Below are 25,768 nucleotides of genomic sequence, written 5' to 3'. Positions count from 1 at the left end.
TCTTGAGGGGGACTCAGCAAGCTCAGCCGGTTTTGAGGCTGCTGAGCTTATGGATAAGCAGATCCATCTGAGTCTGGAGCTCGTCACTGAAGTGGTGGTTCTGCGCGGTCAGCTCCGCCAGGGACTGAGCGGCATCGCTGATGGCGGTGAGGTTTTGGCTGATCTCATCGGTCACCACGTTCTGTTCCTCGGCGGCGGTGGCCACCTGGGCGATGTGGTCAGTGATGGAGCTGAACCCTTCGGATACCGAGGTCAGCGCCTGGTGGCTGCTCTGGGTGTGGGTCTGGGCCTGCTTCGCTTTGCCGCTGCCCGCTTCAATCACGGTCACCGCCTTGTCGACCACGGAGGTCAGCCCCTCGATCATGGCGTGGATCTCCTCGGTACTGACCTGGGTTTTCGACGCCAGTGAGCGCACCTCATCCGCCACCACGGCAAAGCCGCGGCCCTGCTCACCGGCGCGGGCGGCTTCAATGGCGGCGTTGAGTGCCAGCAGGTTGGTTTGCTCAGCGATGGCGCGAATCACATCCAGAATGCGGTTGATGTCGCTGGTGTGGGCCACCACCTCGGAGATGGAGTCGCTGGCCTGGGTCATGTCCCGGGTCAGCCCCTCAACCACCTCCAGTGATTCGGTCAGGTAGCCCTGCGAGGTGTTGACCTCCACATTGGCCGCGTGGATGTGATCGGCCACGGCGGCGGCACGCTGCGCTACCTCCGAGGCGGTGGTGGACATCTGGTGGCTGGCGGTGACGATCGCTTCAATCTCGTGCTGCTGTTGCTCCGTGGCCTGGCGGGCGCGGTTGTTGAGGTCACTGCTCTTGGCGGCGTTATCACTGGCGGCGTTGCCGATCCCCTTCGCTTCGATCACCAGGTTTTTCAGCTTGGTGATGAAGCGGGTCATCCCGTCACTGAGGGCGATCAGCTCAGCGTGGGTGTCCAGGTGCACCTCGCGGGTGAGGTCGCCCTCGCTGCTGGCCAGTTCGTCGATATTGTCCTGCAGGCGCTTAAGCGGTGCGGTGATGGAGCGCACCAGCAGTACCACGCTGGCGGAGAGCAGCAGCACCAGCACCAGCGCGGTGAGCTGCATCGAAGTCATGATGTCCAGCACACTCTCATCGATGTGGCTGGCCAGTGATTCAGCGCTGGCCAGTGCCACCGACTGCGGCAGTTCCACCAGCACCGACCATTGGCTGTCGGTGCCGGCAATCTCAATGGGGAAGCCGAGGTAGTAGATGCCATCTTGCAGCCACACCCGCTCAGCGCTGGTGTGCAGGGACAGCAGTTTGTCTCCGAGCGCTGGCAGCGCCGCCTGCAGCGGGCTGGCCAGCTTGTCAGCGTAGTGGGTGGAGGCCACCAGCAGGCCCTGGCTGCTCAGCACGCTGATGCGGCTTTGGCCGTCGTAGAGGGACGCGCTGAGGTTGGAGACGGTTTTTTGCAACTGGGGCAGGCTGACGTCAATGCCGACCACGCCACGGAAGGTGCCACCGGCCATCACCGGGGTGACCAGGCTGGTCATCAACTCATACTCACCGCTGCCGGTGACCACCTCGTAAGCGTAGGGCTCAAGCAGACACAGTTTGCCGCTGTCCCGCGGGCACAGGTACCACTCCGCTTCACGCTGGCCGGAGTCGTTGAGGCTGCTGTCGTACTTTTCGCTGGGGTCTTCCACCTGCTCCTGCACGATGCTGCCGTCGTCTTCGCGGAAGTAGTAGATCTCCAGCCCGCCGTTCTCCGGCACGCTGTGGATGAACTCACCGCCGACATAGTTGTGGTCTGCGCCATCAAAGCCGTTGGCCTCAAACTGCACGTAGATGGTGCTCAGCTCGGTATTACCGGCGAACACACTGGCCACCATCTCATTGACCTGGTCCCGAGTGAGGGCGGTGCCGTCATTGAGGCTGCCGGAGAGGATGGAAGCCAGCGACAGGGGCAGGCGTTTCAGGCCAACAAAGGTTTGGCCAATCTGCTCACTGAGGGTGTTGGTTTCACTCTTTAGGCGGGCCAGTACCTCCTGCTCGGAGGTGCGTTGAGTTTGCTCCACCAGGGTGCCTTGCAGGGTGTTCAGGCCGAAGTAGAGGCGTACACTGAACGCCGCAATCAGCAGCAGGCCGGAGAGCAGAAAAGCGAACAGAATCTTTGCTTTGAGTGACGTTTGTTTGAAGCCCATAACCTATCCATGTCCTGACTGCAGTGAACGAGCGGGCTAATCGGAAGCGGTGAATGCCATCAGGACCCAGCGCAGCCCCAGCTTCCATGGTGATTCGCATGCAAGTGGCCTGAACCGCTCTGGCCACCCGCCTGTACACTGTATCGGGAGTGAGCAAGGAAACAATCCAACTTTTTACAAATGGGATACCGTTTGCTTACTTCGTGTTCTGGGTGTGAAGAAATTTACCCGTTTTGGCGGAGGAACTGTGTTAGGGCGGGGTTGGGGGGCATCAGAAGAATGTCCATTTAAGGACCTGGTAGATACACGGGTGTAGCCAAGGAAAGCAGTCATCTTTCATTTGTCGCCTAAATCGATGGATTACAGGTGCTGTCGGAATTCTTGCTCAAGTCGACTTGGGCCATACGATAATCAAGCCATAGAGCTTTGGTAACTAACCCATTATATAGGCGACAGCCATTGGGAGTGACGTGAGAAAGGATCGTTGTGGAGGCATAGACAAGCCTGAAATGCTGGACTTTATACCTTGCGAAGTGGCATATGGTGTCCAGTTGTAACTGATTTTCTAACTGGAAGGGAGTGAAGTTGGTGAGCGATAATAACGACACAAAGTTGGCACTATTTCTAATGGGGTGGAATTACGAAACAGGCAGTAAAGCCTTGCTGCGCAGGACCGCTGAACATGTAGCCACAACAGAATATACACAGAACATGCGTGGGCATATTTTTTGCCCTGAATGTTGTGCTCCTCTGTACCGCTCCCCGCACGATAGAGAGTACGACGCTAGTGGGCGAAGGGCATTCTATGTACATGGTCGAGCACACCAACCCGAATGCAGCCTGAGAGTGCGTAGGGCCGAGGGACGTAGGTTCTTAAATGAAGAGCAGGCTAGGCAGGCAATTGAAGATGATGAGTTAGTGGTCGTCAGCTCGTTTTTGTCAGACCGGCCTGTGGTAGTAGCCGGTGAGCAGCGTGTATATGATGGGCCTCATGTTGAAGACCAGCATGGGGAAACGACAGAGGTTGCGATAGGGCGGCACAACGGTGAGTCTTTTCGTTTACCAAGTCGAATTACCACGGTACGCGGAATATGCCGGAACTTCGACCGTAACTACTACAAGTACTATGTCATGCCGGGCATGAACAGTGCGGTACAGTTGAAAGATCTGCTTATTGATATCGCTACAGTAAGGGAAACGTGCGCTGTGCCACGCCTGTATTTTGGAACTGTCGCGCGGTCCTATACTTTTCCCCCGAGACACCAAAACGGCGAGACAATGTTTCAGTACCCTCGCAACAACAGCGGTGAGTATGTTGATTTTTGTATAAAGACAACAACGCAGAGTTCACGCGAGCATGGTATTGACGATGGCTCTGTAGAGCGAATAGTTTTGGTGTATGGCGTAGTAGAAGTAAATGGTATCGGTTTATGCATTCGTAACCCTGGTTGGGGGGAGTTCGCGCTTTTGCCTGAGCGATATGAGGCTCTGCTTCGCTAAGAGATGTGAAACTGCGTAAAGCTCCTTTGTGCAGTTTCCCCATATGCAACCTTTTTGCTAAGTGAGACGTAGCAATCTGCCCTTGGGGAGGGAGGGGGGGGAAATTCCGTAACTCGGTTGATTAAATGTCCACACAGATTTTTGCGCCATTTTTCGTTTGGGATGTGTACGTCATTGTGTGGCCAGAACAACGTCCCTTTGGAAGCCAGAAGCGGTCATTCATCAGCCAGATATACGAGGGCGCTATCGGCCAATACCAGTCACTCACGCCCTAACATTCTATGACCGTTTCAAGGGCTGAAGCGGTCGTTCGATGTCTGTCAAATACGGGGCTAAACACTTTAGGATTTAATTCTAATGCGGATTGCAAAGGTATTCTACTATCAACTCACCCTTACAGAATAAAGAGAGGTCAACTATAAGTACCACAAGGATCGAAATTAGGGCTACAGGCCCTTGTGAGAGATGCCGAGATTTAACTTTTTCTAACGCCTTATACCAAAGATAAGTAATGACGGACAATCCAACCAGCACGATAAATACGCCTTTTCCTGTTGGGCAAGCGGTCTTAGATAATGTTCTAAGAAATTCCATCATGTAGATAACAGGAATTGATCCTAAATACCCACGCATTACCAAAACTCGATGGTAGTCCCTAGCATGCTGCAATATACTGCCTCGAGGGATTAGGTCATTAACTTCTGGTGGCCTGAACACACCGAGCAAAAAATATAGCCGCACTGCATAGATGACAAACAACCAAGCGACATCCAGCTGGGAGTTAGTTAGATTCATTGACGGTAACCAAATTTGAAGCTAGCGTAGCACTATCAATCAATGTTGACATTGAATCCACAATAGCCGCGTTTACTCGTAAAACAGCGTTGCCAGTTGCCTTGGCATGCCATTGCCCAACGTCCAATGTTTTCCTCTCAAGCTTTGGATGCCCCGTAGGTATACCGGTTCCTGGAATCGAAATCTCTGACTGTGTCAGGGTGCTTTCTACTACACTGGGATTGTTGGTCCCTGGTGAGTCGAGCTTGCAGATCACCATATCCCATTCTCTGTGCGAGTAGCTTAGAGTCATTTTACCCTTTCCACCAACGCACAACGCGTCTGGATGAGATTGCAACTCGAGGTGATGGGTACCGCAGTTGTTTTGAAACCTCATAGGTATCCTTCTTGGAGAGTAGTAGGGGTCATGATTTGCGCGTACATGCTGCAAACAGCATTTACAACCGAAAAATGCTTGTGAATAGCGAATGCATGAGTTCCCGTTATCATGTGGTCATAAAAATATTTGTCTGCTTGCTGTGCCTCGGGCAGAAACAAGGTTCCCTTACCTAGCTGCTCAGTACGCCAAGCATACTCAAAAAAACGACCTCGAATGCAGGCTTGTATCAAGCGGGTTTCTGCTTTTATCGATTCTTTCAACAAGCACGCAATACATTCATGAAATTTTCGGTAACGCTTTTCCAGATATTTGCCATCTTGGTACCAAACTCTGTACCAATTCTCCTGATCCTCACTTTGGAACGGAAAACGAATTACGTTTGACACATAGCAACGCACGCTCTCATGAGCGTTTTTAACTGGCCATGCTAAAAAAACACCGCCATTGTTGCTTGGAGGGGCACTCAAAGAAAGCAATGTCTGCCCACCGAGAGTACAATGTACTAGGCGATGTTCCAGAGAATTAGGAACAGTGACTGATTCTAATCGGTAAATCTCAGTTTCCATGGCAACCTCACCACCAGATAATGGTAAAATAGTAGTCTATTCTGCCGAATGGATCGGCTCATAGCACATAGCCGACGTTCACGTTCCCAATAGTCCAGGCCCCCTACCAACGGTCGTTAAGTGCTCGAAAGCGGCCATTCACCGCTAGGGGCCAACTGTCTGCCATGAGCACAACGCGGTCTTCCTCACCAAAGCCGCGGGTGACCGCTTTGGGGCGAAAGAGGACAAACTAAAAGACTTACATTGTGCCTACCTTAGGTAATCGTGAATGGTAGGCAGTCGTTAGCTGGGGGTCTAGGCTAACGACTTCCCTTGTCGATCTTCAGGGTGATACACTCGCAGCGACAATTCGGACTAATCAGGTCTCCACGGCAACATGTCGGTCGGTGTGACCTCCGGTCCTCTCGCAATGCTAAATCGTTGACCTGGTCAGGCCCGGAAGGGAGCAGCCAAGGCGGTGGACGCATGTGCCGGGATGCGGCTGGGGTGCCACATCCCTTTTCCTTTCCCCGCTCGGACTTGAGCCTTCAATCCACCTTATATCCTGCGCCAAAGCAGAAACTCCGATGAGAGTGAGGGCTTAGGCGGGTGCCTTGGGTGCAAATAACGATACAAGCAGTTTCGTAGTCGGCTCTGACCGGCTCATCAGCTTTTCACATCTAAAAAGACTAGGCGAAGCTGATAGGGAGAAAGACGTTTTTATATCGCGAGTGGAAGCTGGCCTCCCCAAGAGGACTCGAACCTCTATCGGCCGCTTAGGAGGCGGCTGCTCTATCCTGTTGAGCTATGGGGAGGCGGTAGGCAGGCCCATTCTATCCAGCTCGATGCGGGATTGAAAAGGCCCGTAAATCAGTTGTCTAAAGTTTGTGCTATCGCGGTGCGCGCTGAACCCAGTCGCCCACCTGTACCCCCATCAGGGCGGTGGCGCCATCCATCCGGGCGCGGGCCCGCTCCGGTTCCACCTGTTCCAGAGTCAGCACCAGATTTCCGGGCTGGGCCCAGCTGTCCTGCTGCGGCAGGATCTGCAGCTTGTCGCCGGGGCGCAGGCCGTGGCGCAGGCCAAGGTCGACCACCGCGGCATTGCCGCGCAGTTCAACAATTCGGCCCTTGAGTGGCTGGCAGGCGAGGGTGGCGTTGAGGTCCTGCACCACGTCGTTGCCGATGCGGCGAAGCTCCTGGCCAAAGTCGCTGTTCCAGAACCGTTCGGTGGCGGTGTCCGCCATCTCCTGTCGTTCGTAGGGCCAGCCGCCCTGGCTGCGGTAGCGCTGGCTCCATACTCGTTCGGTGGTGAAGGCGTCGTACAGCACCGCTTCCAGCGCCAGTTGGCGGGTGGCGTCGCGCTCCCAGTAGCCCAGCACCCGGTCGGGGCGTTCGACGCTCAGGTCATCAAACACCAACGCCAGCACGTACTGGCTGCTGTCCTGCTGGCCCAGTGAGTGCACCCACTGGCGGTCATGGGTGGTCATGTCGATGCGCAGGTCTTCCCGGGCGTTGCCGAAGGCGTAGCGCCCTTCGCCATTGAGGGTGTTGCTGACCAGCCGGCTGAAGGCGCCATCCAGTTCATACAAACCGCCGGGCACCAGTTGTTCGCGGTAGCGTACCTGAGCGCGGGGCACGGAAATCGATACTCGCCCGGCCGGGCCGCGACACTCGCCGAGGGTGTCACTGGCCAAACGCACCCGCAGGGCGACGTGGTATTGGCTGCCGCTGCGGCGCTCAGACAGGATCTCCATCGATTCCACCGTGGCCTGACTCTCCATGCTCAGCTGTTCATCCATCAGTACGCCGTTGCGGCTGTGCTGTTGATAGTCCAGCTGGGCACCGGCATTCATTACCGCCTGACTGAGGGCGCGGTCGATGGCGCGGCGACGGGCATCCTCAATGTCGTCATTGATGATCTGGGCCTGGCCGTTCAGCTCGACGTAACCCGCCTCGGTGGCAGGGGTGAGCAGCAACAGGGCAAAAAGGGCGAGGCAAAACCGATTCATGGATAACAACTGACCTTGGCATTGAGGGTGGCCCGATTATAAGCAAAGCTTGTGCCTAAAGCTTACGGCGCGGGGGTCGATAGTAAGGTATGCGAGTGACAGGAGATGGTTTAATGCGAGTAATGACGCCCTTTCTGGCGGCTTCCGTGTTGTTGGCCTTAAGCGGATGCGCCAGCCCAACGGACGCCCCCGACGGCTACGTTGTGGCGGAAGACGGCAAGGCGTTGCCGCCACAGGGGGGATTGAACGTCCTGGCGGAAGCCATCGCCCGTGACCTGGTGCGTCATCACGACAATCTGGACACCACCTCCCTGACGGCGGTGACCACCCCGGTGATGCTGGAGCAGTTTGACCAGACCAGCCAGTTCGCCCGCCAGTTGGGCGAAGCCTTAACGTCGGCGCTGCACCAGCAGGGCCTGAACCTGGTGGATCTCAACGGCAGCGATACGGTGCGGGTGACGGAAAGGGGCAACCTGCTGCTCAGCCGCGATTTTGAGAAGCTGGCCAGCCAGTTGCCGGTGGAGCAGGTGGTGGTGGCCACCATCGCCACCAACCGGGAAGCGGTGGAGATCCAAAGCCGCATTATCTCGGTGTCCAATAAGCGCATTCTGTCCACCTCACAGAGCAGCGTGCCGTGGCAGCAGCTGCCGCAGTATTTTGGCCCGGCCCGCCAGGTCAGCCTGGAGCAGGGCGGCCTGTATCGACACTCAGCGCCGGGTCGCGGCGGTGTGGTTGAGCTGGAGGAACGATGAGAATTCTGTCTTGTGCGCTGTTGCTGACGGCGCTGTCCGGTTGCGCCGGCTATGACCGCTACGTTGAGTATGAAACCGTGGCGCCGGAGTCTTTCCCGGTACTGACCGCCACCGGCATTGCGCCGCTCTCCGCCCAGTTGGGCGAGTCGGAGCAGGAGAAGATGCGCCGGGCGATGCGGGCGGCCAAGCTGGACGCCTACCGTGAACTGGCGGAGCAGGTGTACGGCCAGCGCATCCAGGGTGTCAGCGAGATGGATGAGATGGTGCTGCGCCGTGATGAGTTTCGGGCTCAGGTGGATGGGGTGATCCGCGGTGCCCGGGTGGTGCGCAGTTACCCGGTGGGTGACAGCTACATTACCGAGCTGGAGCTGGACTACAAAGTGGTGTGGGAGCTGTATCAGCAGCAGCCGCGCCAGCGGGTGCGTTCGGTCAGCTATTACTAAGCCCCGATATGCTCATCAAAAAACCGGCCAATGAGCCGGTTTTTTTGTGGGCGTCGAGCCCAAGGGGAGTAAGGCCCGGAGTCGCTCCAGACCGTGGGCTGAAGCCCACGCTACCAAGCGGGTTGGCGGGCATAAAAAACCCGGCAGGGCCGGGCGGATTTCAACGCACAGGGCGATTGTCGACGCATTACACCTGAATGCGTTTGCCCAAGCGCTGGCCGACGTGGGTCTGGCCTTCGCCGGTGTAGGTCATGGCGCTGGCGTGGCGGGTGCGCTGCAGCAGCTGTTGCAGGCGGGTCAGGCTGGCGCCCACCAGTTCAGCCTGCTCCTGATTGTGCTGGTTGCGGCTCTGGCATTGGGCCAGACGCTCGCGGGCCTGGGCCAGGGTGGCGGCACAGGTGGGGTCTTCACTGGCTTGCTGGATATGGGGGTGACGGCTGAGCTGGAGGTCGGCCTGGCCGATGCTGTCCAGCAGGCCCAGCTTCTCTTTCAGCAGGGCTTCAATCTGGTCAACGTCGCGTTGCACCAGCGCGTCGGTTTCCCGCTCCAGAAGCGCCAACAGCTGGTCCAGACGGACCAGCTGTTGGGAAAGCAGTTCAGACAGGGTGGATTCAGTCATCCAGCAGTCCGTTCAGTTCGTTTTCGAACTTGGTGATGTTCTGGGCCAGGCGCTCCGGGTCCACATGGTAACGGCCTTCCGCAATCGCTTGCTTGATGCTGTCTACCTTGCCCTGGTCGATGCCGGTGGCATTGGCCAGGTTGCTTTCGGCACGGGTCAACTGCTGGGCTTGCTCAGTCAGCACCACGGCATCGCCAGCCGGACGTGAGGAAGGGGCCGGGCTGTTGTCGCTGCTGACGGCCGGTTTCGCCTGGGCCTGGCTGGGCAGGGGGCGGTTTGCACCGGTGGTCAATTTGCTGAGATCGATCGCCATAATGACTCGGCTCCGTAAAAAAGGTGTCTTTGCTTACTGAGGTTATCGTCCGCATTCGGTGAAGCTTTAGAGAAAATTACATTCTCACTTCGACTTCGCCGATTCCGACCACTCGGGCATCAATAATACGTTGTGAGCGGCTGTTTTGCACCCGGATGGTGTCGCCCAATGCGCCGCTGCCACGGGCTTCGCCGCTGGTTTTAATCTCGATGCCGCCGGTGCGGGCGTAGATGGTGACCAGATCGCCGCTGCACACCAGACAGATGTTGTTGCTGCTGACCGGCTGGCCATTGCCGATGCGGCGCACCAGTCTGGCGCCCACCAGTTGGCTCGGGTCACTGACGGTTTTGCCGCGTAAAGTGTTAGCGTCCCGGTATTCAACACGAAGGTGTTGGGGTTCAAGGATGGCGTCGGCGTTCAGGGTGGTGGTGGCCACCACCACCGGGTATTCGAAGCGAGTCTGTACCGGCACATAGAGCGACCAGCCGTCGTCATCGGGGCAGCTGATTTTTACCGTGACGTAGCGGCCAAAACCGTTGTTGCCCGGCGCGCTGGCCAGCAGCGGGCTGTGGCACTGTGGGTACTTGAGGCGCTTATCCAGTTCATTGGCTTCAACGCTGACGCGGGCGCCGTCCGGCACAGTGATGTGGGCCTGGACGTAATCGGCAGCGGTGGCGCGAATGGTCTCCAGTGGGGTTTCGGTGGCGTAGGCCACATTGGTACAAAACAGTACAAATACCAGCCCCAAAATCCGGGAGTAAGCGTTTGAGAAAGTTCGCATTCGCCGATCCATTAATCCTATAATCGAGCCCATTGAGGGAAGCGTTTCATCCCGTTTCCGGCACCATCAGTTGAACCGGGTTCCGGAAATTGATACAACGCCGCTGCATTATAACGACAATCGGCCGATATAACCCAGTAACGGCGGCAAAGCCCCGATTTTCGTACAGTTTTGATAAGGACGTTCCCTTATGGCCAGTATTCTGGATTCGGTAAACCAGCGCACTCAGCTGGTGGGTCAAAACCGCCTTGAGTTGCTGCTGTTCCGCCTCCAAGGTCGCCAGCGCTACGGCATTAACGTGTTTAAGGTGCGTGAGGTGCTGCAGTGCCCCCGTCTCACCGCGTTACCCCATCAGAGCGGGTTGATTCGCGGGGTGGCTCATATCCGTGGGCAAACCATCTCCGTCATCGACCTCTCCGCCGCCATTGGTGGCCCGATCACCCAAAACCTCGACACCGCGTTCATCATCATCACTGAGTACAACCGCTCGGTGCAGGGCTTCCTGGTCAGCGCGGTTGAGCGCATCGTCAACCTCAATTGGGAAGGGGTGTTGCCGCCGCCGAAGGGCAGTGGCCGCAGTAACTACCTGACCGCGGTGACCGAGCTGGAAGAGCAGCTGGTTGAGATCCTCGATGTGGAGAAGATCCTCGATGAGATCTCCCCGGCCCGTGCCGAAGTCAGCGATGAACTGGTGGCGGAACTGGCGCCAGCGGCGGCCACCCGCCAGACCATTCTGGTGGCGGACGATTCTGCGGTGGCGCGCAAGCAGATTCAGCGCGCGTTGGAGCCGATGGGTCTGGACATCATTGTGGTGAAGGACGGCCTGGAAGCGCTCAATAAGCTCAAAGAGCTGGCCGCAGACTGCCAGGACATCTCTGAGAAACTGACTCTTGTGGTGTCCGACATCGAGATGCCGGAGATGGATGGCTACACCCTGACCGCTGAAATTCGTGCCAACCCCAAGCTCAAATCACTGAGCGTCATTCTGCACACCTCCCTGTCCGGGGTGTTTAACCAGGCGATGGTGCAGAAGGTGGGGGCCAACGAGTTTATCGCCAAATTCAATCCGGACGAGCTGGCCCGAACCGTCAACAGCTACCTCGTTAAAACGCAAGGGGAATGACATTGCCAACGATGTCTCTGGCAATCCAAGACTATCAGGCCTTCGCTGACTTTCTGCAGCGGCAGTGCGGCATCGTCCTGGGCGACAACAAGCAGTACCTGGTGCGCAGCCGGTTGGGCCCGCTGATGGCGGCCCATCATGCCACCATGACGGACCTGATCCGGGAAGCGATGCGACCGGAAAGCTCGGCCCTGAAAACCCAGGTGATTGAAGCGATGACCACCAACGAAACCTTCTGGTTCCGCGATGGTTATCCCTTCGACCTGCTGCAAGGCGAGGTGTTGCCGGAGCTGGCTCAGCCCAACCGTCGGTTGCGCATCTGGTCGGCGGCCTGCTCCACCGGGCAGGAACCCTACTCGCTGGCCATGAGTCTGCTGGAGTATCGTCGCAAGAACCCGGGCCGGCTGGTTCAGGGCGGTGAGATCCTCGCGACGGATCTCTCCACCAAGGTGCTGGAACAGGCTCAGCGTGGCGAGTATGACGCCCTGGCGATGGCCCGCGGCCTGAGTGACACCCGCAAACAGCAGTTTTTCGAATGCCTCGGCAGTGGCCGCATGAAAGTGAAGCCTGAAGTCCGCCAGAGCGTGATGTTCCGTCAGCAAAACCTGCTCGACAGCTACCTGTTGCTGGGGCGCTTTGACGTCATCTTCTGCCGCAATGTACTGATCTACTTCTCCCCCGAGAGTAAGCAGAAAATCCTGCGGCAATTCGCTGCCGCTTTGAACCCCGGCGGCTACCTGTTCCTGGGGGCGTCGGAGTCCATCGCCAACCTCAGCGAAGATTTCGATATGTGCCGCTACCCCGCGGGTATCCTCTATCGCAAGCGATAAGCGGTCACCGGTTGCAAGCAAAGGCGTGTCGTATGGCACGCCTTTTGCTTTTTATTGGCCATACGGTTCCAGGAGGCAAACTATGGCCATCTCTTTCGATAAGGCGTTAGGCATTCACCAGCACACCCTCGGGGTGCGGGCGGAGCGTGCCGAGGTGCTGTCCAGCAACATCGCCAACGCTGATACCCCCAACTACAAAGCGCAGGACCTCGACTTCGAGCAGGCCCTGGCGGGGGCGAAGAGCCGGCAATCCTTTGCCCTGGCGCGCAGCCATGAAAAGCACTTTGACGCCAGCATCGATCCCCAGCCGGGCCTGAAGTTCCGCGTGCCGCTGCACCCGGACACCGGTGACGGCAACACCGTGGATCTGCAAACCGAGCGCAATCTGTTTATGCAGAACACCCTGGAACATCAGATGAGCCTGGGCTTCCTGGACGGCAAGTTCAGCGGCCTGAAGAAAGCGATCCGAGGAGACTGAGCATGAGCCTGTTCAAGATCTTTGATACCGCCGGGTCCGGCATGAGCGCGCAGTCCGTGCGCCTCAACACCACCGCCTCCAACATCGCTAACGCCAACAGCGTCAGCTCCAGCGCCGGGGAAACCTATCGCGCTCGCCAGCCCATCTTTGAGGCGGCATTGCAGCAGGCGTCCGGTTACCAGAACCAGAGTGTGCCGGTGCAGGTGGCGGGCATCGTGGAAAGCGATAAGCCGCTGGTGCGCCAGTTCAGCCCCAACCATCCGTTGGCAGACCAGGAGGGCTACATCTACAAGCCCAACGTCAACGTGGTGGAGGAGATGGCCAACATGATCTCCGCGTCACGCAGCTACCAGGCCAACGTACAGGTGGCCAGTGCCGCTAAAGATATGGCTCAGCAAACCCTGCGCCTCGGCAAAGGCTAACCGGGAGTAATTGTCCGTGAGTACCATTAACAACAACTACCTCGACGGCATGCGCTGGCAGCAGGAGTCGGCAGTGCCGGAGTCCAATGCCAACCAGGCGCTGACCCAGGAAGATTTCTTCTCGCTGCTGTCGCAACAGCTGTCGATGCAGGACCCGATGAAGCCGGTGGACAACGATCAGATGATCTCCCAGATGTCCTCGTTTGCCACCGTGGACGGCATCAACAACCTCAACGACGAGATTCAGACCCTCAACAGTGTAATGACCTCCAACCAGGCGCTGCAGGCGTCCGGCCTGGTGGGCCAGAAGGTGCTGATCCCGTCCAATGTCGGCCACCTCGGTGATGCCGGCACACCGGTGACCGGTGTGGTCAGTGCGCCCACCGGCACCCAGAACCTGATGGTTCGGGTCGAAGACAGCACTGGACAGGTGGTGCGCACCATCCCGGTGGATGCCACCGCGGGCGGCAACGTCGATTTCAGCTGGGACGGCACCGATGCCGAGGGCAACCCGTTGCCGCCCGGCAACTACAGCTTCTTTGCCCAGGGCCTGGCCGATGGCGCGAACGAAGAGCTGCCGGTCTCCACTTATGCACACGTGAACAGCGTCACCTTAGGTGGCGCGGACTATGACACCGTATTGAATCTTCGTGGCCTGGGCGGGATCAGCCTGGGTGACGTTTTGGCCGTTGCGGAAGGATAAAGGAAGCTAAGTTATGTCATTCAATATCTCCCTCAGCGGTCTGAACGCCGCCCAGAAGGATTTGAACACCACCTCCAACAACATCGCCAACGTGAACACCATTGGCTTTAAGGAGTCCCGCGCTGAGTTTGCTGACGTGTACAACAACTCGTTGTTCACCAACAGCAAAACCAACGTCGGTGCCGGTGTGGCCACCGCCCAGATTGCCCAGCAGTTCCATCAGGGCGCGCTCTCCTTTACCAACAACGCGCTGGACCTGGCCATCAACGGCAACGGTTTCTTCGTCACCAACTCTGAGCTTGGCGGCCAGGATTTCTCCTACACCCGTGCCGGTGCGTTTAAGCTGAACGACAGCAACTTTATGGTCGACAGCCAGGGCAACTACCTGATGGCACTGCCGGTGAATGCCGACGGCTCCGTTCAGTCGGTGTCCCTGTCCACCACCAAGCCGGTGCAGATCCCGCAGACCGCTGGTCAGCCAGCGGCCACCAGCGACATCAACATGTCGATGAACCTGCCGGCCAACGATGTTGAGATGAACCCGGCCAACTTCGACCCGACCGACCCGACCACCTACAACACCGCCACGTCAGTGACCATCTACGACTCACTGGGTGAGCCCCATATTCAGACCACCTACTTTGTGAAGCCCACCGGCGGTTCACTGAACAACAATAACCAGTGGGTGTGCTTCACCACCGTCGACAACCAGCCGGTAGACATCTGGGATGTGGCGGGCGGCGCCAAGGATTCCGGCCAGTGGGGCCAGGACACCAACGGTGATGGCGTCGCGGACGTCACCAACAACGCGGTGGGCGCCAGCGGCCAGACCGGCTTTGTGATGAGCTTCGATGACGTCGGCGGCTACATCGGTTCCGATCCGGCTTTGATCCAGACTCAGGCCCTGGGCCTGGATGATCCGAGCTCCACCACCCCCGGTGACGGCGCCGGCGTGATCGGCCCGGGTGCGGACGGCAGTCAGCGTCTGACCCTGAAGTTCAACAACCCGACTCAGTATGCCGCTCCGTTTGAAGTGACCGAACTGAGCCAGGACGGTGCCACCGTGGGCCGACTGACCAACGTGGAAGTGACGGCTGAGGGCCTGATCAACGCCACGTACTCCAATGGCACCCAGCAGGCACTGGGCAAGGTGGCACTGGCGCGCTTCTCCAACGAGCAGGGCCTGACCCAGATCGGCAACACCTCCTGGAAGCAGAGCAACGACAGTGGTGAGCCGCTGGTGGGTGAACCCAACGTGGGCGCGTTCGGCAGCATCCGCTCCGCCGCACTGGAGCAGTCCAACGTTGACCTGACCACCGAGCTGGTGGACCTGATCAGCGCCCAGCGCAACTTCCAGGCCAACTCCCGTGCTCTGGACGTGTCCAACCAGCTGTCCCAGAACATCCTGCAGATCCGCTAAGCGGCGTTTGCCTCCCACTTGCCGCCTCCATTCGGGGGCGGCAAGTCGTTTCCCCTCCTGAATCTTTCCGCTTCCCGCTGATCCCCGCCCCTTGGGCCTCTGCGCGTGTCCATACGCGTCAAAATTCACTGGCACGATAGTTGCTAAGTAAAGCCCAGAGTTTCAGGAATTTGACCCAGGGAACGACGGTGGACAACTACCTCTACATCGCCGCCAGCGGCGCCAAGCAGAATCTGCATCAACTGGCCAGTCACGCCAACAACCTCGCCAATGCCAAGAGCGACGGTTTTAAGGCGGACATGAGCCAGGCCCGCGCCATGCAGGCGTTCGGTGAAGGACTGCCGACCCGGGTGTTCGCCATGACCGAGCGTCCCGCCACCAACTTTGACCCCGGCGCCATCAAAACCACCGGTCGCACCCTCGATGTGGCGATCAAGGACCAGGGTTGGTTCGTGGTGCAGGATGACGGCGGCAACGAGGCGCTGACCCGCGCCGGCAGCCTGCGTTTTGACGAAGCGGGCATGCTGATGAACAGCGAAGGCCAGCCGATCATGGGTCTGGCCGGCCCCATCTTCCTGCCGCTGCCGATTGAAAAGGTGGAGATCGCCCAGGATGGGATGATCACCGTGCGTCCCCAAGGCGCGCCGGCCAACGCCATGGAGGAGGTGGGCCAGCTGCGCCTGGTCAATCCACCACTGAACAGCCTGACTAAGGGCGAGGACGGCCTGTTCCGTCGCCTGGATGGTCAACCCTATGCCAATGCGGTTGAGGTCACGCTGGTGACCGGCGCCGTGGAGGGCAGCAACGTGAATCCGGTGAACGAACTGGTGGGCATGATTGAAGCCCAGCGTCAGTTTGATATGCAGCTCAAGCTGATGAAAACCGCGGAAGAGAATGATCGCGCTCACGCGCAATTGATGCGCTGAGCCTGAAGGAGAACCCCCATGCAACCGGCATTATGGATCAGTAAGACCGGGCTCGACGCCCAGCAAACCGACATCGCCACCATCTCCAACAACCTGGCCAACGCCAGTACCGTCGGCTACAAGAAAAGCCGGGCGATCTTTGAAGACCTGCTGTACCAGACCATCAACCAGGCGGGCGGCATCAGCTCCCAGAACACCGAGCTGCCCGCAGGCCTGACGCTGGGCGCCGGCACCAAGGTGGCGGCCACCCAGCGCATCTTCAGCCAGGGCAATATGCTCACCACCGACAACAGCCTCGACCTGATGATCGAAGGCCCCGGCTTCTTCGAAATCCAGCTGCCGGACGGCACCATCGCCTACTCCCGTAATGGCCAGTTTGCCCTCGATGACGAAGGCCAGCTGGTGACGCCGGGGGCCGGTTTCCTGCTGAACCCGGGCATTCAGGTGCCGGAAGATGCCCAGAGCATCACTGTCTCCGGTGAAGGCGAAGTGTCCGTGCGGGTGCCCGGTGCGGCCGAGAACCAGGTGATTGGTCAGATTGAGATCGCCAACTTTGTGAACCCCACCGGCCTGGAGCCGATTGGCCAGAACATGTTCCTGGAAACCGGCGCCAGTGGCGCGCCGATTCAGGGGGTTCCCGGTCTGGATGGTCTGGGCACCCTGCGTCAGGGCGCGCTGGAAACCTCCAACGTGAACGTCACCGAAGAGCTGGTGAACATGATTGAAAGTCAGCGCATCTACGAGATGAACTCCAAGGTGATCTCCACCGTGGACCAGATGCTGGCCAACCTGAACCAGCAGCTGTAAGGGGAAGCGTAAGATGGCCCATACCGTGATTCGCACTGTGCTGGGGCTGGCGGCCCTGCTGGCCCTGGCCGGCTGTGTCCACCCCAACTCGCCCATCCCGGATGACCCGTACTACGCGCCGGTCTACCCGGATCTGCCGCCCAGCCAGGTGGTGACCACCGGGTCCATCTTTAACGACGGCTACGCCAACGAGCTGTACTCCGACATCAAGGCGCTGAAAGTCGGCGACGTCATCACCGTGATGCTGAGTGAGCAGACCAAAGCGAAGAAGTCGGCCTCCAACGAGATCACCAAAGACAACAAGATGCAGCTGGACCCGATCAGCGCCGGCGGCGGCCCGATCACCGTTAACGGCCAGACCATCGATCTCTCCTACAAAGAGAAGTTCGACATGAGCCGCGAATCCGATGCGGACCAATCCAACAGTCTGGCGGGCTCCATCTCCGTGAACGTGTTGCAGGTGCTGGCCAACGGCAACCTGGTGATCCGCGGCGAGAAGTGGATCACCATCAATGACGGTGACGAATTTATCCGCATCACCGGCATCGTTCGCCCCCGCGACATCAGCCCCAATAACACCATCGAGAGCACCCGCGTGGCCAATGCCCGCATCCAGTACTCCGGCACCGGCACGTTTGCCGATTCCCAGAAGTCCGGCTGGCTCTCCAAGTTCTTCTCCGGCCCGCTCTGGCCGTTCTGAGGAGGGAGATATCGTGAGAGCTTTCATTTCCCTGTTGCTGTTGCTGCTGCCCCTGTCGGCCCAGGCGATGCGCCTGAAGGACATCTCCGACGTTCAGGGTGTGCGTTCTAACCAACTGGTGGGCTACGGCCTGGTGGTGGGCTTGCCGGGCACCGGTGAGCAGAGCCGCTACACCGAGCAGAGCTTTACCACCATGCTTTCCAACTTCGGCATCAACCTGCCGGCCAACGCCCGCCCCAAGCTGAAGAACGTGGCAGCGGTGGCGGTGCACGCCGAGTTGCCGCCCTTTATCAAGCCGGGCCAGAGCATCGACATCACCGTCTCCTCCGTGGGCAGCGCCAAAAGCCTGCGCGGCGGCACCCTGCTGCAAACCTTCCTTAAAGGGGCAGACGGTAAGGTCTACGCCCTGGCTCAGGGCAGCCTGGTGGTGTCCGGTTTCTCCGCCGAGGGGCTCGATGGCTCCAAGGTGTTGCAGAACACCCCGACCGTGGGCCGCATCCCCGGTGGCGCCACCGTTGAACGCAGCGTGCCGACCCCCTTTGCCAACGGCGACTTCCTGACGTTCAACCTGCACCGTCCCGATTTCTCTACCGCCAAGCGGGTGGTGGAAGCGGTAAACGGCCTGCTGGGCCCCGGCGTCGCCCGCGCCCTGGACGCCACCTCCGTGCAGGTGTCGGCCCCGCGTGACCCGTCCCAGCGCGTCTCCTACCTTGCCACTCTGGAGAACCTGCAGGTGCAGCCGGCGGACGAATCCGCCAAGGTGATCGTCAACAGCCGCACCGGCACCATCGTGGTGGGCAAGGATGTGCGGCTGATGCCCACCGCCATTACGCACGGCGGACTGACGGTGACCATCAGCGAAAACATCAATGTGTCTCAGCCCAACGCCTTTGGCGGTGGCAACACCGTAGTGACGCCGGAATCCCAGATTGGCGTGACCCAGGACGACAGCCGCATGTTCAAGTTCGACACCGGCACCACCCTGGATGAACTGGTGCGGGCGGTGAACGAAGTGGGCGCGGCCCCCTCAGATCTGATGGCGATTCTTGAAGCGCTGTCTCAGGCGGGCGCCCTGCGTGGCGAGCTGGTGATCATCTGATGGATACCCTCAAGCAAACGGGCCAGCACTACATGGACCTGGCGGGGCTGGACCAGCTCCGTCAGCAGGCCCAGCAGGACCCGGACGCCAGCCTGCGGGAGGTGGCGCTGCAGTTTGAGGGCATCTTTATGAACATGCTGCTTAAGAGCATGCGTGATGCCAACGCCGCGTTCGAAGACAGCGAAAGCCCGTTCCATTCCAACACCACCCAGTTTTACCGGCAGATGCACGACAGCCAGCTGGCCCAGTCGTTGTCCGCGCAGGGCAGCCTGGGGCTGGCGGACCTCATCGTGGCCCAGCTGGGCGGCGATGATGCCCTGACTCCGGCGTCGGCGCTGAATCATGGCCAGGGGCTGGCGGGACTGAGTCTGCCTGCCAATCCGCCGCTGGTTACTACCGCTGCGGCCAATCCCGAGGAAGCCGATACGCCGGTGGCGGCTAAGCCCGACGCCGCTTCGCAGCCGGCTCATCCGCCGATGGCTGCGGCGGCCAATAGCCAGCCGGTGAACTTCGAAGGCCCGGAGCACTTTGTCCGCAGCCTGCTGCCTCATGCTCAGGAAGCGGCAGACGCACTGGGCGTTGAGCCGATGATGCTGATTGCCCAGTCTGCTCTGGAAACCGGCTGGGGTCGTAAGGTGCTGGGCAGTGGTGAAGGGCAAAGTAGCCATAATCTTTTCAACATCAAGGCCGATAACCGTTGGCAGGGGGAGAAAACCTCCGTCAATGCGCTTGAGTTCGAATCCGAGCTGCCGGTGATGCGCCGCTCCAGCTTCCGGGTCTACGACGACCTCAAGGCCAGCTTTGATGACTACGTGGAGTTTGTGCGCCAGCCGCGTTATCGCGATGCGCTGGAAGCGTCCGACAGCGAGGGCTACATCCGCGCCCTGCACCAGGCCGGTTACGCCACCGACCCGCAATACGCCGATAAGATCATGCAGTTGTTTAACGGCTTAATGAAACAGTACACCCCCTTCAGGTTGTCAGAGTAAGGACGTCCCATGGCCGATTTGATGAGCATTGCCCGCTCTGGAGTACTTGCCGCCCAGAAGCAGATGGGGGTGACCAGTAACAACATCGCCAACGTTGGTACCGAGGGCTACAACCGTCAGGTGGCGGAGCAGCGCACCTCGGAATCCACCCACATTGCCGGCCATTTTCTGGGGACCGGCACCTATGTGTCCGACGTAAAGCGCATCTACAACGATTACGCCCAGCGTGAACTGTCGCTCTCCATCAGCCAGCACAGCCAGGCGGAAACCCGCTTCGGCAAGATGTCGGAGCTGGACCAGCTGTTCTCCATCGTGGGCAAAGCGGTACCCAACTCCCTCAACACCCTGTTTGAGAACGTCAACAACCTGGTGGACATGCCCTCCGACCTCGGGGTGCGCGAGAACCTGCTGACCTCCGCGGGCCAGCTGACCGCCGCGTTCAACTCGCTGGGGCAGGAGCTGGAAGGCCAGGTGCGCCAGGTCAATCAGCAGCTGGATGGGGTGGTCGACCGGGTGAACGCCATCACCGCAGAACTGGCGGACATCAACCTGCAGCTGCAGAAGGTCAATGGCCAGGATCTGCAACTGCTGGACCAGCAGGACCGCCTGATCAACGAACTGGCCGAGTACGTGCAGGTCAACGTCATCCCCCAGGACATGGGGGTGAAGAGTGTGATGGCGGGCGGCTCCATCATGCTGGTGGCGGGGGAAACCCCGATGCAGCTGGGATTGACCTCCGGTGACCCCATCACCCATGAAACCCGCCTGACCGGCACCAGCGGCGACCAGACCGTGGTGCTGGGCACCAGTGCGGTCGGGGGCGAGATGCAGGCCCTGATGGATTACCGCAACCAGGATTTGGCCGGTGCCATTCAGAAGCTGGGTGTGATGGCTCTGGGCGTGGCCGATGCCTTCAACCAATCTCAGGCAGCGGGCTTTGACCTGGACGGCAACGTCGGCCAGAACCTGTTCAGCGACATCAACAGTCCCAATATGACCATTGGGCGTGTGGCGGTGTACGCCGGTAACACCGGCACTCAGGCCCTCGGGGTGGAGATTGACGACACCAGCGCCCTGACCGGCGGCCGGTACGATCTGAGCTTTGACGGCACCGACTACCAGATCACCGACCAGTACGGCACCACCACGACCCTCAGCGCGGACCCCAATGACGCCACCCGCCTGATTAGCCCCGATGGCTTCTCCCTGCGCGTTGGCGCCGGTACGCCTGCGGCCGGTGACAAGTGGACGCTGACGCCCTCGGCAGGCGCGGCGGCCAGCATCGAGGTGGTGATGGACAATCCCCGTGGCCTGGCGGCGGCGGGCTATGGCCTGGAAACCGTTACCGGCAATGGTGAAGCCACCCTGCTGGCGGTCGACCGGACCAACCCCAACCTGCCCGGCAACGGCGAGGTGATGACCATCGACGTGGACTACAGCACCACGCCGTCACCGACCTACAGCATCAGCGACAGCCAGGGCAATGCGCTGGCCACCGGCGCCTTCACCGGCAACCAGATCGACGCGCTGGGGTTCTCCCTGGCGCTGAACCCGGATACCGCCACCGGCGACCAGTTCAGCCTCGACATCAGCTTTGGCCCCGGCGACAACCGCAATGCGGTGAACATGGCCGGGCTGGCGACCGCCAAGATCATGGGCGGCGGTAACGCCACCATGACCGACGTGTACGAGGGGATCACCACCAGCGTTGGTGGCCAGACCCGTGCCGCCGAGGTGGCGCTGGATTCAGCGGAAACCGTCAAGATGCAGGCCACCGAGCGCGTGGCGGCGGAATCCGGGGTCAACCTGGATGAGGAAGCGGCCAACCTGATGCGGTTCCAGCAGGCTTACCAGGCGTCGGCGCGGATCATGACCGTGGCCAAGGAAACCTTCGACACGCTGTTTGCGGCGGTTCGATAAGGAGAGCGTATGCGCATCGCCACTAACCAGTTCTACAACCTGAACACCACCAATCTGTTGCGCTTGCAGTCGGACACCAACGGCACGCTTCAGCACCTGTCATCCGGTAAGAAGATCCACACTGCGGCGGATGACCCGGTGGCGTCCATCGTACTGGAGAACCTGAAGCAGCAGAGCCAGCAGATTAACCAGTACAAGGCCAACATCAATCTGGCCAACAACCGCCTGTCCCAGCAGGAGGGGCGGTTGGGTGAGTATGAAAACCTCATCATGAACAGCCGCGACCTGATTGTTCAGGGTAACGACGGTGCGCTGTCCGATGAGAACAAGGGCGCACTGGCCCAGGACCTGCGGGAGACCCGGGACGCCATTCTGGCACTGGCGAACAATCAGGACGAGTCCGGTAACTTCCTGTTCGGTGGCTACCAGACCGGCACCAAGCCCTTTATCGAAGACCCCAATGGCGTGGTCAGTTATCAGGGCGACAGCGGTCGGCGCGAAGCGATTGTGGCGGATGGCATCAGCATTCCGGTGAACGAAGCCGGGGATCGCATCTTTATGTCGGTTCCCAACGCCAGCGGTGATTACCGGGCCGATTACGCCAACGCCACCATGACCGGCGAGTGGTTTGTGGAGAATACCGAGGTGGTGAACCCCGGTGCCCATACCGCCGGGGACTTCAGCATCCAGTTTGTTGATGATGGGGCTGGCAACGTCAATGTGCAGGTGGTGGATGACGCGACGCCGCCCAATACCCTGTTGCCCTCCCAGCCCTTCGACGCCACCGTGCCCCTGAGCTTTAACGGCATGGAGGTGCAGCTGTCCGGTCACCCGGAGATTGGCGATGCGGTGACGCTGTCAGGCCAGTCGGAAGTGGACATATTCAGCACCCTGAAAGACGTGATCGACATGCTGGAAACCCCGGCGGGACTGGTGGGTAATGTGGCCCAGGCTCAGTACGCTCAGGCGCTGGCGGACATGGGGGAAACCATGACCCATGCGTCGGTGATTCGGGCGGAAACCGGTAACTACCTGAAGTCGCTGGACACCTATCAGGCTCAGCATGAGAACCTTGAACTGGTGGCGGCCTCGGCCCAGTCCACCATCGAAGACCTGGATTACGCCAAGGCGATCTCCGACTTTGAGAAGCAGTCGATGGCGATGACCGCGGTGTCCCAGACCTTTGGTAAGGTCAGTGGCCTGAGCCTGTTTAACTACATCTGATGTCGCAGACACGCACAACCAAAACGCCCGGCCTGAGCCGGGCGTTTTGGTTTCCGGTGCCGGGCAGGGTCAGGGGGTCAGCGGCCAAATCAGCAGTAACATCGGCAGAGCAACCGCCACCACCAGCAGCTCCATCGGCAGTCCCAGCCGCCAGTAGTCACCAAAGCGGAAGCCTCCGGGCCCCAGGATCAGGGTGTTGTTTTGATGCCCGATGGGGGTAAGGAAGGAGCAGGAGGCCCCCACGGCGACCGCCATCAGGAAGGTGTCGGTATTCACGCCCAGCTGCGCCGCCAGACTGTTGGCAATGGGACACATCAGGGCCGCGGTGGCGGCGTTATTCATAAAGTCCGACAGGGTCATGGTCAGCACGATAACCAACACCAGAATCACTTCCGGTTGCTGGGTGTTGAACAGGCCCAGGCCCGCTTGCGCGATCCAACTGGCGGTACCGGTACTCGACATCGCTTCGGCGACCGGCATCATGGCGCCAAGCAGTACGATGACCGGCCAGTCAACGGTGTCATAAACCTGCCCCGTCGGGATGATGCCGGTGAGTAAGAACAGCACGACGCCAAGAACAAACGCACTGGCTGAGGACATAACGCCGATCCCACTGAGCAGTAATACCCCCACCAGAATGAGGATCGCCAGTAAGGCTTTGCTGGTGTCGTATAGCGCCAGGTCCCGTTGGGCCAGGGGCAGGCATCCGTAGCCACTGGCGAACGTGCTCTGCGCCCTTTTGTCACCTTGCAGTAATAAGAGGTCTCCGGTTCTGAGCGGAGTGCTTTTCAGGCGATGGATGCTGTGTTGCCCCTGTCTGGAGATGGCCATCAGGGTCAAGCCGAATCGGGTGCTCAGCCCGATGTCCAGAGCCGAACGCCCCAGTAGGGGCGAATTCGGCATGACGACGTATTCCTGAAAGGTGATCTCCTTGTGGCTCTCACCCGCCTCTTCGCTGTCTGACTCTTTGTTCTTACCTTTGGTGCTGGCGCCACCGTCTGCATCGGCTTCCGCTTCGGCAGGGGGAAGCGTCATCCCAAGCAGTGACAAGGCATTGCTGAGATTCTGAGGCTCCACCTCAAGCAACACGGTGTCGCCCCGGGCGACCTGGCGCCAGGGCAGGGCGGGGCGGAGCCTCAGGTTGCCTCGATGCAATGCCACCAACTGGCCGTCAATTCCCTCTTGTTCCAGCAGCTTCTCCAGCTGAGTCAGAGATTGCCCAATAGCGGGGCTTTCATCACTGACGATAACCTCCGTCAGGTAGCTGCCACTTTCGAAATCCTGCCCCAGTTTGGCCGGACGATGGGGGACAAGCCGCCACCCGATAAGAACAACAAAGAGGATGCCAGCCAGGGCGACGGCGCCGCCAACCGGGGCAAAGTCAAACAGCTGGAAGGGCGCTTGATTCACCTCTTCGCGGAACCCGGAAACGATCAGGTTTGGCGGCGTACCGATCAGCGTAATCATCCCGCCAAGAATGGTGCAAAAAGAGAGCGGCATCAGCAGCTTGCCCGGCGGAACCTCGGACTTGTTAGCCACCGAGATCGCCAAAGGCATCAATAACGCCATCGCGCCGACGTTATTCATAAACGCCGAGATAAAGGCACCAATCAGGCAAAGAATGCTCAACGAGGCGATCAGTCCGGCCTCTTTGGGCAAAAGCCGATTCGCCAACAGGTTCAGCACACCACTGGATTGCAATCCGCTGCTGATGATCAGCACGCCGGCCACGGTGATCACCGCCGGGTGGGAGAAGCCGTTGAACACCTGTGTTTCGGGCACCAATCCCAACAGCACACAGCTCAACAATCCGATCAGGGCGACGACATCGTGTCGCAGGCTGCCGAACAGAAACATCAGGATGATGGCGATGACGACGGTAATGACCAGAAGGTGCTCGGACATAGCGTCCATGATGGTGAATTCCACAATGGATTCAGTATGGCACCCGGACTACCGGAGTGATCGACCTGAACTAAAACGCCAGCGTTTCCCCGTCGGCAGGTATGCGAACCCGACTGCTCAGCCCCGCCTGTTCAGTCATGGCGGCGAAGGTGGCTCGGTCGACGGGGCAGTGGTTCAGCGCCTCCATATGGTTGGCAACTACGGTGCCGGGAGCGAGACGAACAAACTCCAGCAACTCCTCCCCTGCCATCAGCAACGGCTTACCCACATCCATCTGCGCCTGGCCCGCGGCCAGAATGGCGATGTCGGGTTTGAGTTCGGTCAGGGCGCGACGGACGTGCTGGGTCAGTACGGTGTCGCCACTGATGTAGAGGCTGGGTTCACCGGGCAGTTCGATAAAGAAACCGTAGCCATTGGCCATCACCGAATGGATCCAGCCGTGCCCGTGCTGGCAGGGCACCGCAGTGATGGTGCCGCCCAGAAACGGCGTGGGGGTCCAAGGGGCCAGTGCCTGGGTGACATTGAGGCCCAGTTTGCCCAGGTAAGCGCTGTCTTTGTCCGGAGCGGTGACGGCGATGTTGCCCTCCACCAACCGTTGCTGACCGGCACTGTCGAGGTGGTCGAGGTGTTGCAGCCACTTGATGCCAAACGTCTGGCTGTGGGTGATCAGGCAGTGGTTAACCTTGGCCAGCAGCGCGCTGGCGTTATCCGGCAGGTTGACGGTGGGGTTGCGCTGGGCTTTAAAGCGCGCCACTGAGAAAGGGGGAATGGAGCCCGCAGCGCCCAACATGGGATCCACCAGAATGTGGTGCTCGCCGGACTCGATGATAAAGGTGGCGCTGCGCAGGTGATGCAGTTTCATGACGGGCTCCTTAGTGGGTACCGCTACAGTGTGGCCCGGGAGCGTCTGATGCAAAAGTGG

At 59.5% G+C, this 25,768-nt stretch carries 24 protein-coding genes, 1 tRNA gene and 1 other RNA gene; 17 read left to right on the top strand and 9 right to left on the bottom strand.

Translation table 11 applies throughout. From position 1 onward, the window contains the following. Window positions 1-22: 22 nt before the first annotated feature. Window positions 23-2,164 (bottom strand): methyl-accepting chemotaxis protein, encoded by a 2,142-nt coding sequence (locus tag FBAL_RS13745; protein ID WP_013346184.1) that lies wholly within the window; start codon window positions 2,162-2,164, stop codon window positions 23-25. 588 nt (window positions 2,165-2,752) lie between these two features. Here FBAL_RS13745 and FBAL_RS19980 point away from each other — a divergent pair. Beyond that, window positions 2,753-3,664 carry a hypothetical protein gene (locus tag FBAL_RS19980; protein ID WP_013346183.1) on the top strand — a complete coding sequence of 304 codons (912 nt, stop codon included), beginning with the start codon at window positions 2,753-2,755 and terminating at the stop codon, window positions 3,662-3,664. A gap of 1,167 nt (window positions 3,665-4,831) precedes the next feature. Here the strand turns inward: FBAL_RS19980 and FBAL_RS20300 are convergent. Continuing rightward, window positions 4,832-5,404 carry a hypothetical protein gene (locus tag FBAL_RS20300; protein WP_013346182.1) on the bottom strand — a complete coding sequence of 191 codons (573 nt, stop codon included), beginning with the start codon at window positions 5,402-5,404 and terminating at the stop codon, window positions 4,832-4,834. A 393-nt stretch (window positions 5,405-5,797) separates the two neighbouring features. Here FBAL_RS20300 and ffs point away from each other — a divergent pair. Then, window positions 5,798-5,894, top strand: an RNA gene (ffs, locus tag FBAL_RS19975) — signal recognition particle sRNA small type. 228 nt (window positions 5,895-6,122) lie between these two features. Here ffs and FBAL_RS13740 read toward each other — a convergent pair. Continuing rightward, window positions 6,123-6,198 (bottom strand) — tRNA-Arg (locus tag FBAL_RS13740). A 75-nt stretch (window positions 6,199-6,273) separates the two neighbouring features. Further along, window positions 6,274-7,392, bottom strand: a complete 1,119-nt coding sequence (locus FBAL_RS13735) for a flagellar assembly protein T N-terminal domain-containing protein (RefSeq protein ID WP_013346181.1) — start codon at window positions 7,390-7,392, stop codon at window positions 6,274-6,276. 113 nt (window positions 7,393-7,505) lie between these two features. Between FBAL_RS13735 and FBAL_RS13730 the strand changes: the two genes are divergently transcribed. Continuing rightward, window positions 7,506-8,144: a FlgO family outer membrane protein gene (locus tag FBAL_RS13730; RefSeq protein WP_013346180.1), complete on the top strand. Its 639-nt coding sequence runs from the start codon at window positions 7,506-7,508 to the stop codon at window positions 8,142-8,144. After that, entirely contained in the window at window positions 8,141-8,587 is a 447-nt protein-coding gene (locus FBAL_RS13725; protein ID WP_013346179.1) for an LPP20 family lipoprotein, read from the top strand. The genes FBAL_RS13730 and FBAL_RS13725 overlap by 4 nt, the downstream gene beginning before the upstream one ends. Window positions 8,588-8,774: 187 nt before the next feature. Here the strand turns inward: FBAL_RS13725 and FBAL_RS13720 are convergent, their stop codons facing one another. From FBAL_RS13720 to flgA, 3 genes are all read right to left on the bottom strand, one after another. Further along, window positions 8,775-9,206, bottom strand: a complete 432-nt coding sequence (locus FBAL_RS13720) for a flagella synthesis protein FlgN (RefSeq protein WP_013346178.1) — start codon at window positions 9,204-9,206, stop codon at window positions 8,775-8,777. After that, the gene (flgM, locus tag FBAL_RS13715) at window positions 9,199-9,519 is read right to left on the bottom strand and encodes a flagellar biosynthesis anti-sigma factor FlgM (protein ID WP_013346177.1); all 321 of its coding nucleotides are present in this window, start codon (window positions 9,517-9,519) and stop codon (window positions 9,199-9,201) included. Before flgM ends, FBAL_RS13720 begins: the two co-directional genes overlap by 8 nt. Window positions 9,520-9,595: 76 nt before the next feature. Beyond that, window positions 9,596-10,300, bottom strand: coding sequence for a flagellar basal body P-ring formation chaperone FlgA (flgA, locus tag FBAL_RS13710; RefSeq protein WP_013346176.1), 705 nt, complete (start codon window positions 10,298-10,300; stop codon window positions 9,596-9,598). A 190-nt stretch (window positions 10,301-10,490) separates the two neighbouring features. Between flgA and FBAL_RS13705 the strand changes: the two genes are divergently transcribed. The 13 genes from FBAL_RS13705 to flgL all read left to right on the top strand — a co-directional run bounded on the left by FBAL_RS13705 (window position 10,491) and on the right by flgL (window position 22,941). After that, window positions 10,491-11,423 carry a chemotaxis protein CheV gene (locus FBAL_RS13705; RefSeq protein WP_013346175.1) on the top strand — a complete coding sequence of 311 codons (933 nt, stop codon included), beginning with the start codon at window positions 10,491-10,493 and terminating at the stop codon, window positions 11,421-11,423. Then, on the top strand, window positions 11,420-12,253 hold the full coding sequence (locus tag FBAL_RS13700) for a CheR family methyltransferase (protein WP_013346174.1): 834 nt from the start codon (window positions 11,420-11,422) through the stop codon (window positions 12,251-12,253). Before FBAL_RS13705 ends, FBAL_RS13700 begins: the two co-directional genes overlap by 4 nt. Before the next feature lie 82 nt (window positions 12,254-12,335). Beyond that, a complete protein-coding gene (gene flgB / locus FBAL_RS13695) occupies window positions 12,336-12,731 on the top strand; it encodes a flagellar basal body rod protein FlgB (protein ID WP_013346173.1) in 396 nt (131 codons plus the stop codon). A 2-nt stretch (window positions 12,732-12,733) separates the two neighbouring features. Then, entirely contained in the window at window positions 12,734-13,153 is a 420-nt protein-coding gene (flgC, locus tag FBAL_RS13690) for a flagellar basal body rod protein FlgC (RefSeq protein ID WP_013346172.1), read from the top strand. A gap of 49 nt (window positions 13,154-13,202) precedes the next feature. Continuing rightward, on the top strand, window positions 13,203-13,856 hold the full coding sequence (gene flgD, locus FBAL_RS13685; protein WP_083771283.1) for a flagellar hook assembly protein FlgD: 654 nt from the start codon (window positions 13,203-13,205) through the stop codon (window positions 13,854-13,856). 13 nt (window positions 13,857-13,869) lie between these two features. Next, a complete protein-coding gene (gene flgE / locus FBAL_RS13680; protein ID WP_013346170.1) occupies window positions 13,870-15,276 on the top strand; it encodes a flagellar hook protein FlgE in 1,407 nt (468 codons plus the stop codon). A 188-nt stretch (window positions 15,277-15,464) separates the two neighbouring features. Then, window positions 15,465-16,202 (top strand): flagellar basal-body rod protein FlgF, encoded by a 738-nt coding sequence (gene flgF / locus FBAL_RS13675; protein WP_013346169.1) that lies wholly within the window; start codon window positions 15,465-15,467, stop codon window positions 16,200-16,202. Between the two features lie 18 nt (window positions 16,203-16,220). Continuing rightward, window positions 16,221-17,009 carry a flagellar basal-body rod protein FlgG gene (gene flgG, locus FBAL_RS13670; RefSeq protein WP_013346168.1) on the top strand — a complete coding sequence of 263 codons (789 nt, stop codon included), beginning with the start codon at window positions 16,221-16,223 and terminating at the stop codon, window positions 17,007-17,009. Between the two features lie 28 nt (window positions 17,010-17,037). Continuing rightward, a complete protein-coding gene (gene flgH / locus FBAL_RS13665) occupies window positions 17,038-17,709 on the top strand; it encodes a flagellar basal body L-ring protein FlgH (protein ID WP_371877123.1) in 672 nt (223 codons plus the stop codon). Between the two features lie 67 nt (window positions 17,710-17,776). Then, window positions 17,777-18,808, top strand: coding sequence for a flagellar basal body P-ring protein FlgI (locus FBAL_RS13660; protein WP_049779660.1), 1,032 nt, complete (start codon window positions 17,777-17,779; stop codon window positions 18,806-18,808). Then, entirely contained in the window at window positions 18,808-19,797 is a 990-nt protein-coding gene (gene flgJ, locus FBAL_RS13655) for a flagellar assembly peptidoglycan hydrolase FlgJ (protein WP_013346165.1), read from the top strand. Before FBAL_RS13660 ends, flgJ begins: the two co-directional genes overlap by 1 nt. A 9-nt stretch (window positions 19,798-19,806) precedes the next feature. After that, window positions 19,807-21,717, top strand: coding sequence for a flagellar hook-associated protein FlgK (flgK, locus tag FBAL_RS13650; RefSeq protein ID WP_013346164.1), 1,911 nt, complete (start codon window positions 19,807-19,809; stop codon window positions 21,715-21,717). A gap of 9 nt (window positions 21,718-21,726) precedes the next feature. Next, on the top strand, window positions 21,727-22,941 hold the full coding sequence (gene flgL, locus FBAL_RS13645) for a flagellar hook-associated protein FlgL (RefSeq protein WP_013346163.1): 1,215 nt from the start codon (window positions 21,727-21,729) through the stop codon (window positions 22,939-22,941). 69 nt (window positions 22,942-23,010) lie between these two features. Here flgL and FBAL_RS13640 read toward each other — a convergent pair whose 3' ends face one another. Beyond that, complete coding sequence (locus tag FBAL_RS13640) at window positions 23,011-24,846, bottom strand: SLC13 family permease (RefSeq protein WP_041251772.1); 1,836 nt, start codon at window positions 24,844-24,846, stop codon at window positions 23,011-23,013. A gap of 70 nt (window positions 24,847-24,916) precedes the next feature. Continuing rightward, entirely contained in the window at window positions 24,917-25,708 is a 792-nt protein-coding gene (locus FBAL_RS13635; protein ID WP_013346161.1) for an MBL fold metallo-hydrolase, read from the bottom strand. Between the last annotated feature and the right edge of the window lie 60 nt (window positions 25,709-25,768).

This window comes from Ferrimonas balearica DSM 9799, assembly GCF_000148645.1.
GTDB classification, from domain to species: domain Bacteria; phylum Pseudomonadota; class Gammaproteobacteria; order Enterobacterales; family Shewanellaceae; genus Ferrimonas; species Ferrimonas balearica.
The sequence above is the reverse complement of the archived record's forward strand: the minus strand, read 5'-3'. Positions and strand labels throughout refer to the sequence as shown.

Bases quoted from the DNA above. Each gene is read 5' to 3' on its own strand.
- FBAL_RS13725 (WP_013346179.1), top strand. From the start codon at position 8,141: ATGAGAATTCTGTCTTGTGCGCTGTTGCTGACGGCGCTGTCCGGTTGC.
- FBAL_RS13735 (WP_013346181.1), bottom strand. From the start codon at position 7,392: ATGAATCGGTTTTGCCTCGCCCTTTTTGCCCTGTTGCTGCTCACCCCT.
- FBAL_RS13700 (WP_013346174.1), top strand. From the start codon at position 11,420: ATGACATTGCCAACGATGTCTCTGGCAATCCAAGACTATCAGGCCTTC.
- flgA (WP_013346176.1), bottom strand. From the start codon at position 10,300: ATGCGAACTTTCTCAAACGCTTACTCCCGGATTTTGGGGCTGGTATTT.
- flgL (WP_013346163.1), top strand. From the start codon at position 21,727: ATGCGCATCGCCACTAACCAGTTCTACAACCTGAACACCACCAATCTG.
- flgD (WP_083771283.1), top strand. From the start codon at position 13,203: ATGCGCTGGCAGCAGGAGTCGGCAGTGCCGGAGTCCAATGCCAACCAG.
- flgE (WP_013346170.1), top strand. From the start codon at position 13,870: ATGTCATTCAATATCTCCCTCAGCGGTCTGAACGCCGCCCAGAAGGAT.
- FBAL_RS13720 (WP_013346178.1), bottom strand. From the start codon at position 9,206: ATGACTGAATCCACCCTGTCTGAACTGCTTTCCCAACAGCTGGTCCGT.
- FBAL_RS20300 (WP_013346182.1), bottom strand. From the start codon at position 5,404: ATGGAAACTGAGATTTACCGATTAGAATCAGTCACTGTTCCTAATTCT.
- flgM (WP_013346177.1), bottom strand. From the start codon at position 9,519: ATGGCGATCGATCTCAGCAAATTGACCACCGGTGCAAACCGCCCCCTG.
- FBAL_RS13745 (WP_013346184.1), bottom strand. From the start codon at position 2,164: ATGGGCTTCAAACAAACGTCACTCAAAGCAAAGATTCTGTTCGCTTTT.
- flgG (WP_013346168.1), top strand. From the start codon at position 16,221: ATGCAACCGGCATTATGGATCAGTAAGACCGGGCTCGACGCCCAGCAA.
- FBAL_RS13730 (WP_013346180.1), top strand. From the start codon at position 7,506: ATGCGAGTAATGACGCCCTTTCTGGCGGCTTCCGTGTTGTTGGCCTTA.
- flgB (WP_013346173.1), top strand. From the start codon at position 12,336: ATGGCCATCTCTTTCGATAAGGCGTTAGGCATTCACCAGCACACCCTC.
- flgJ (WP_013346165.1), top strand. From the start codon at position 18,808: ATGGATACCCTCAAGCAAACGGGCCAGCACTACATGGACCTGGCGGGG.
- FBAL_RS13635 (WP_013346161.1), bottom strand. From the start codon at position 25,708: ATGAAACTGCATCACCTGCGCAGCGCCACCTTTATCATCGAGTCCGGC.
- FBAL_RS13705 (WP_013346175.1), top strand. From the start codon at position 10,491: ATGGCCAGTATTCTGGATTCGGTAAACCAGCGCACTCAGCTGGTGGGT.
- FBAL_RS13660 (WP_049779660.1), top strand. From the start codon at position 17,777: ATGCGCCTGAAGGACATCTCCGACGTTCAGGGTGTGCGTTCTAACCAA.
- flgK (WP_013346164.1), top strand. From the start codon at position 19,807: ATGGCCGATTTGATGAGCATTGCCCGCTCTGGAGTACTTGCCGCCCAG.
- FBAL_RS13640 (WP_041251772.1), bottom strand. From the start codon at position 24,846: ATGTCCGAGCACCTTCTGGTCATTACCGTCGTCATCGCCATCATCCTG.
- flgC (WP_013346172.1), top strand. From the start codon at position 12,734: ATGAGCCTGTTCAAGATCTTTGATACCGCCGGGTCCGGCATGAGCGCG.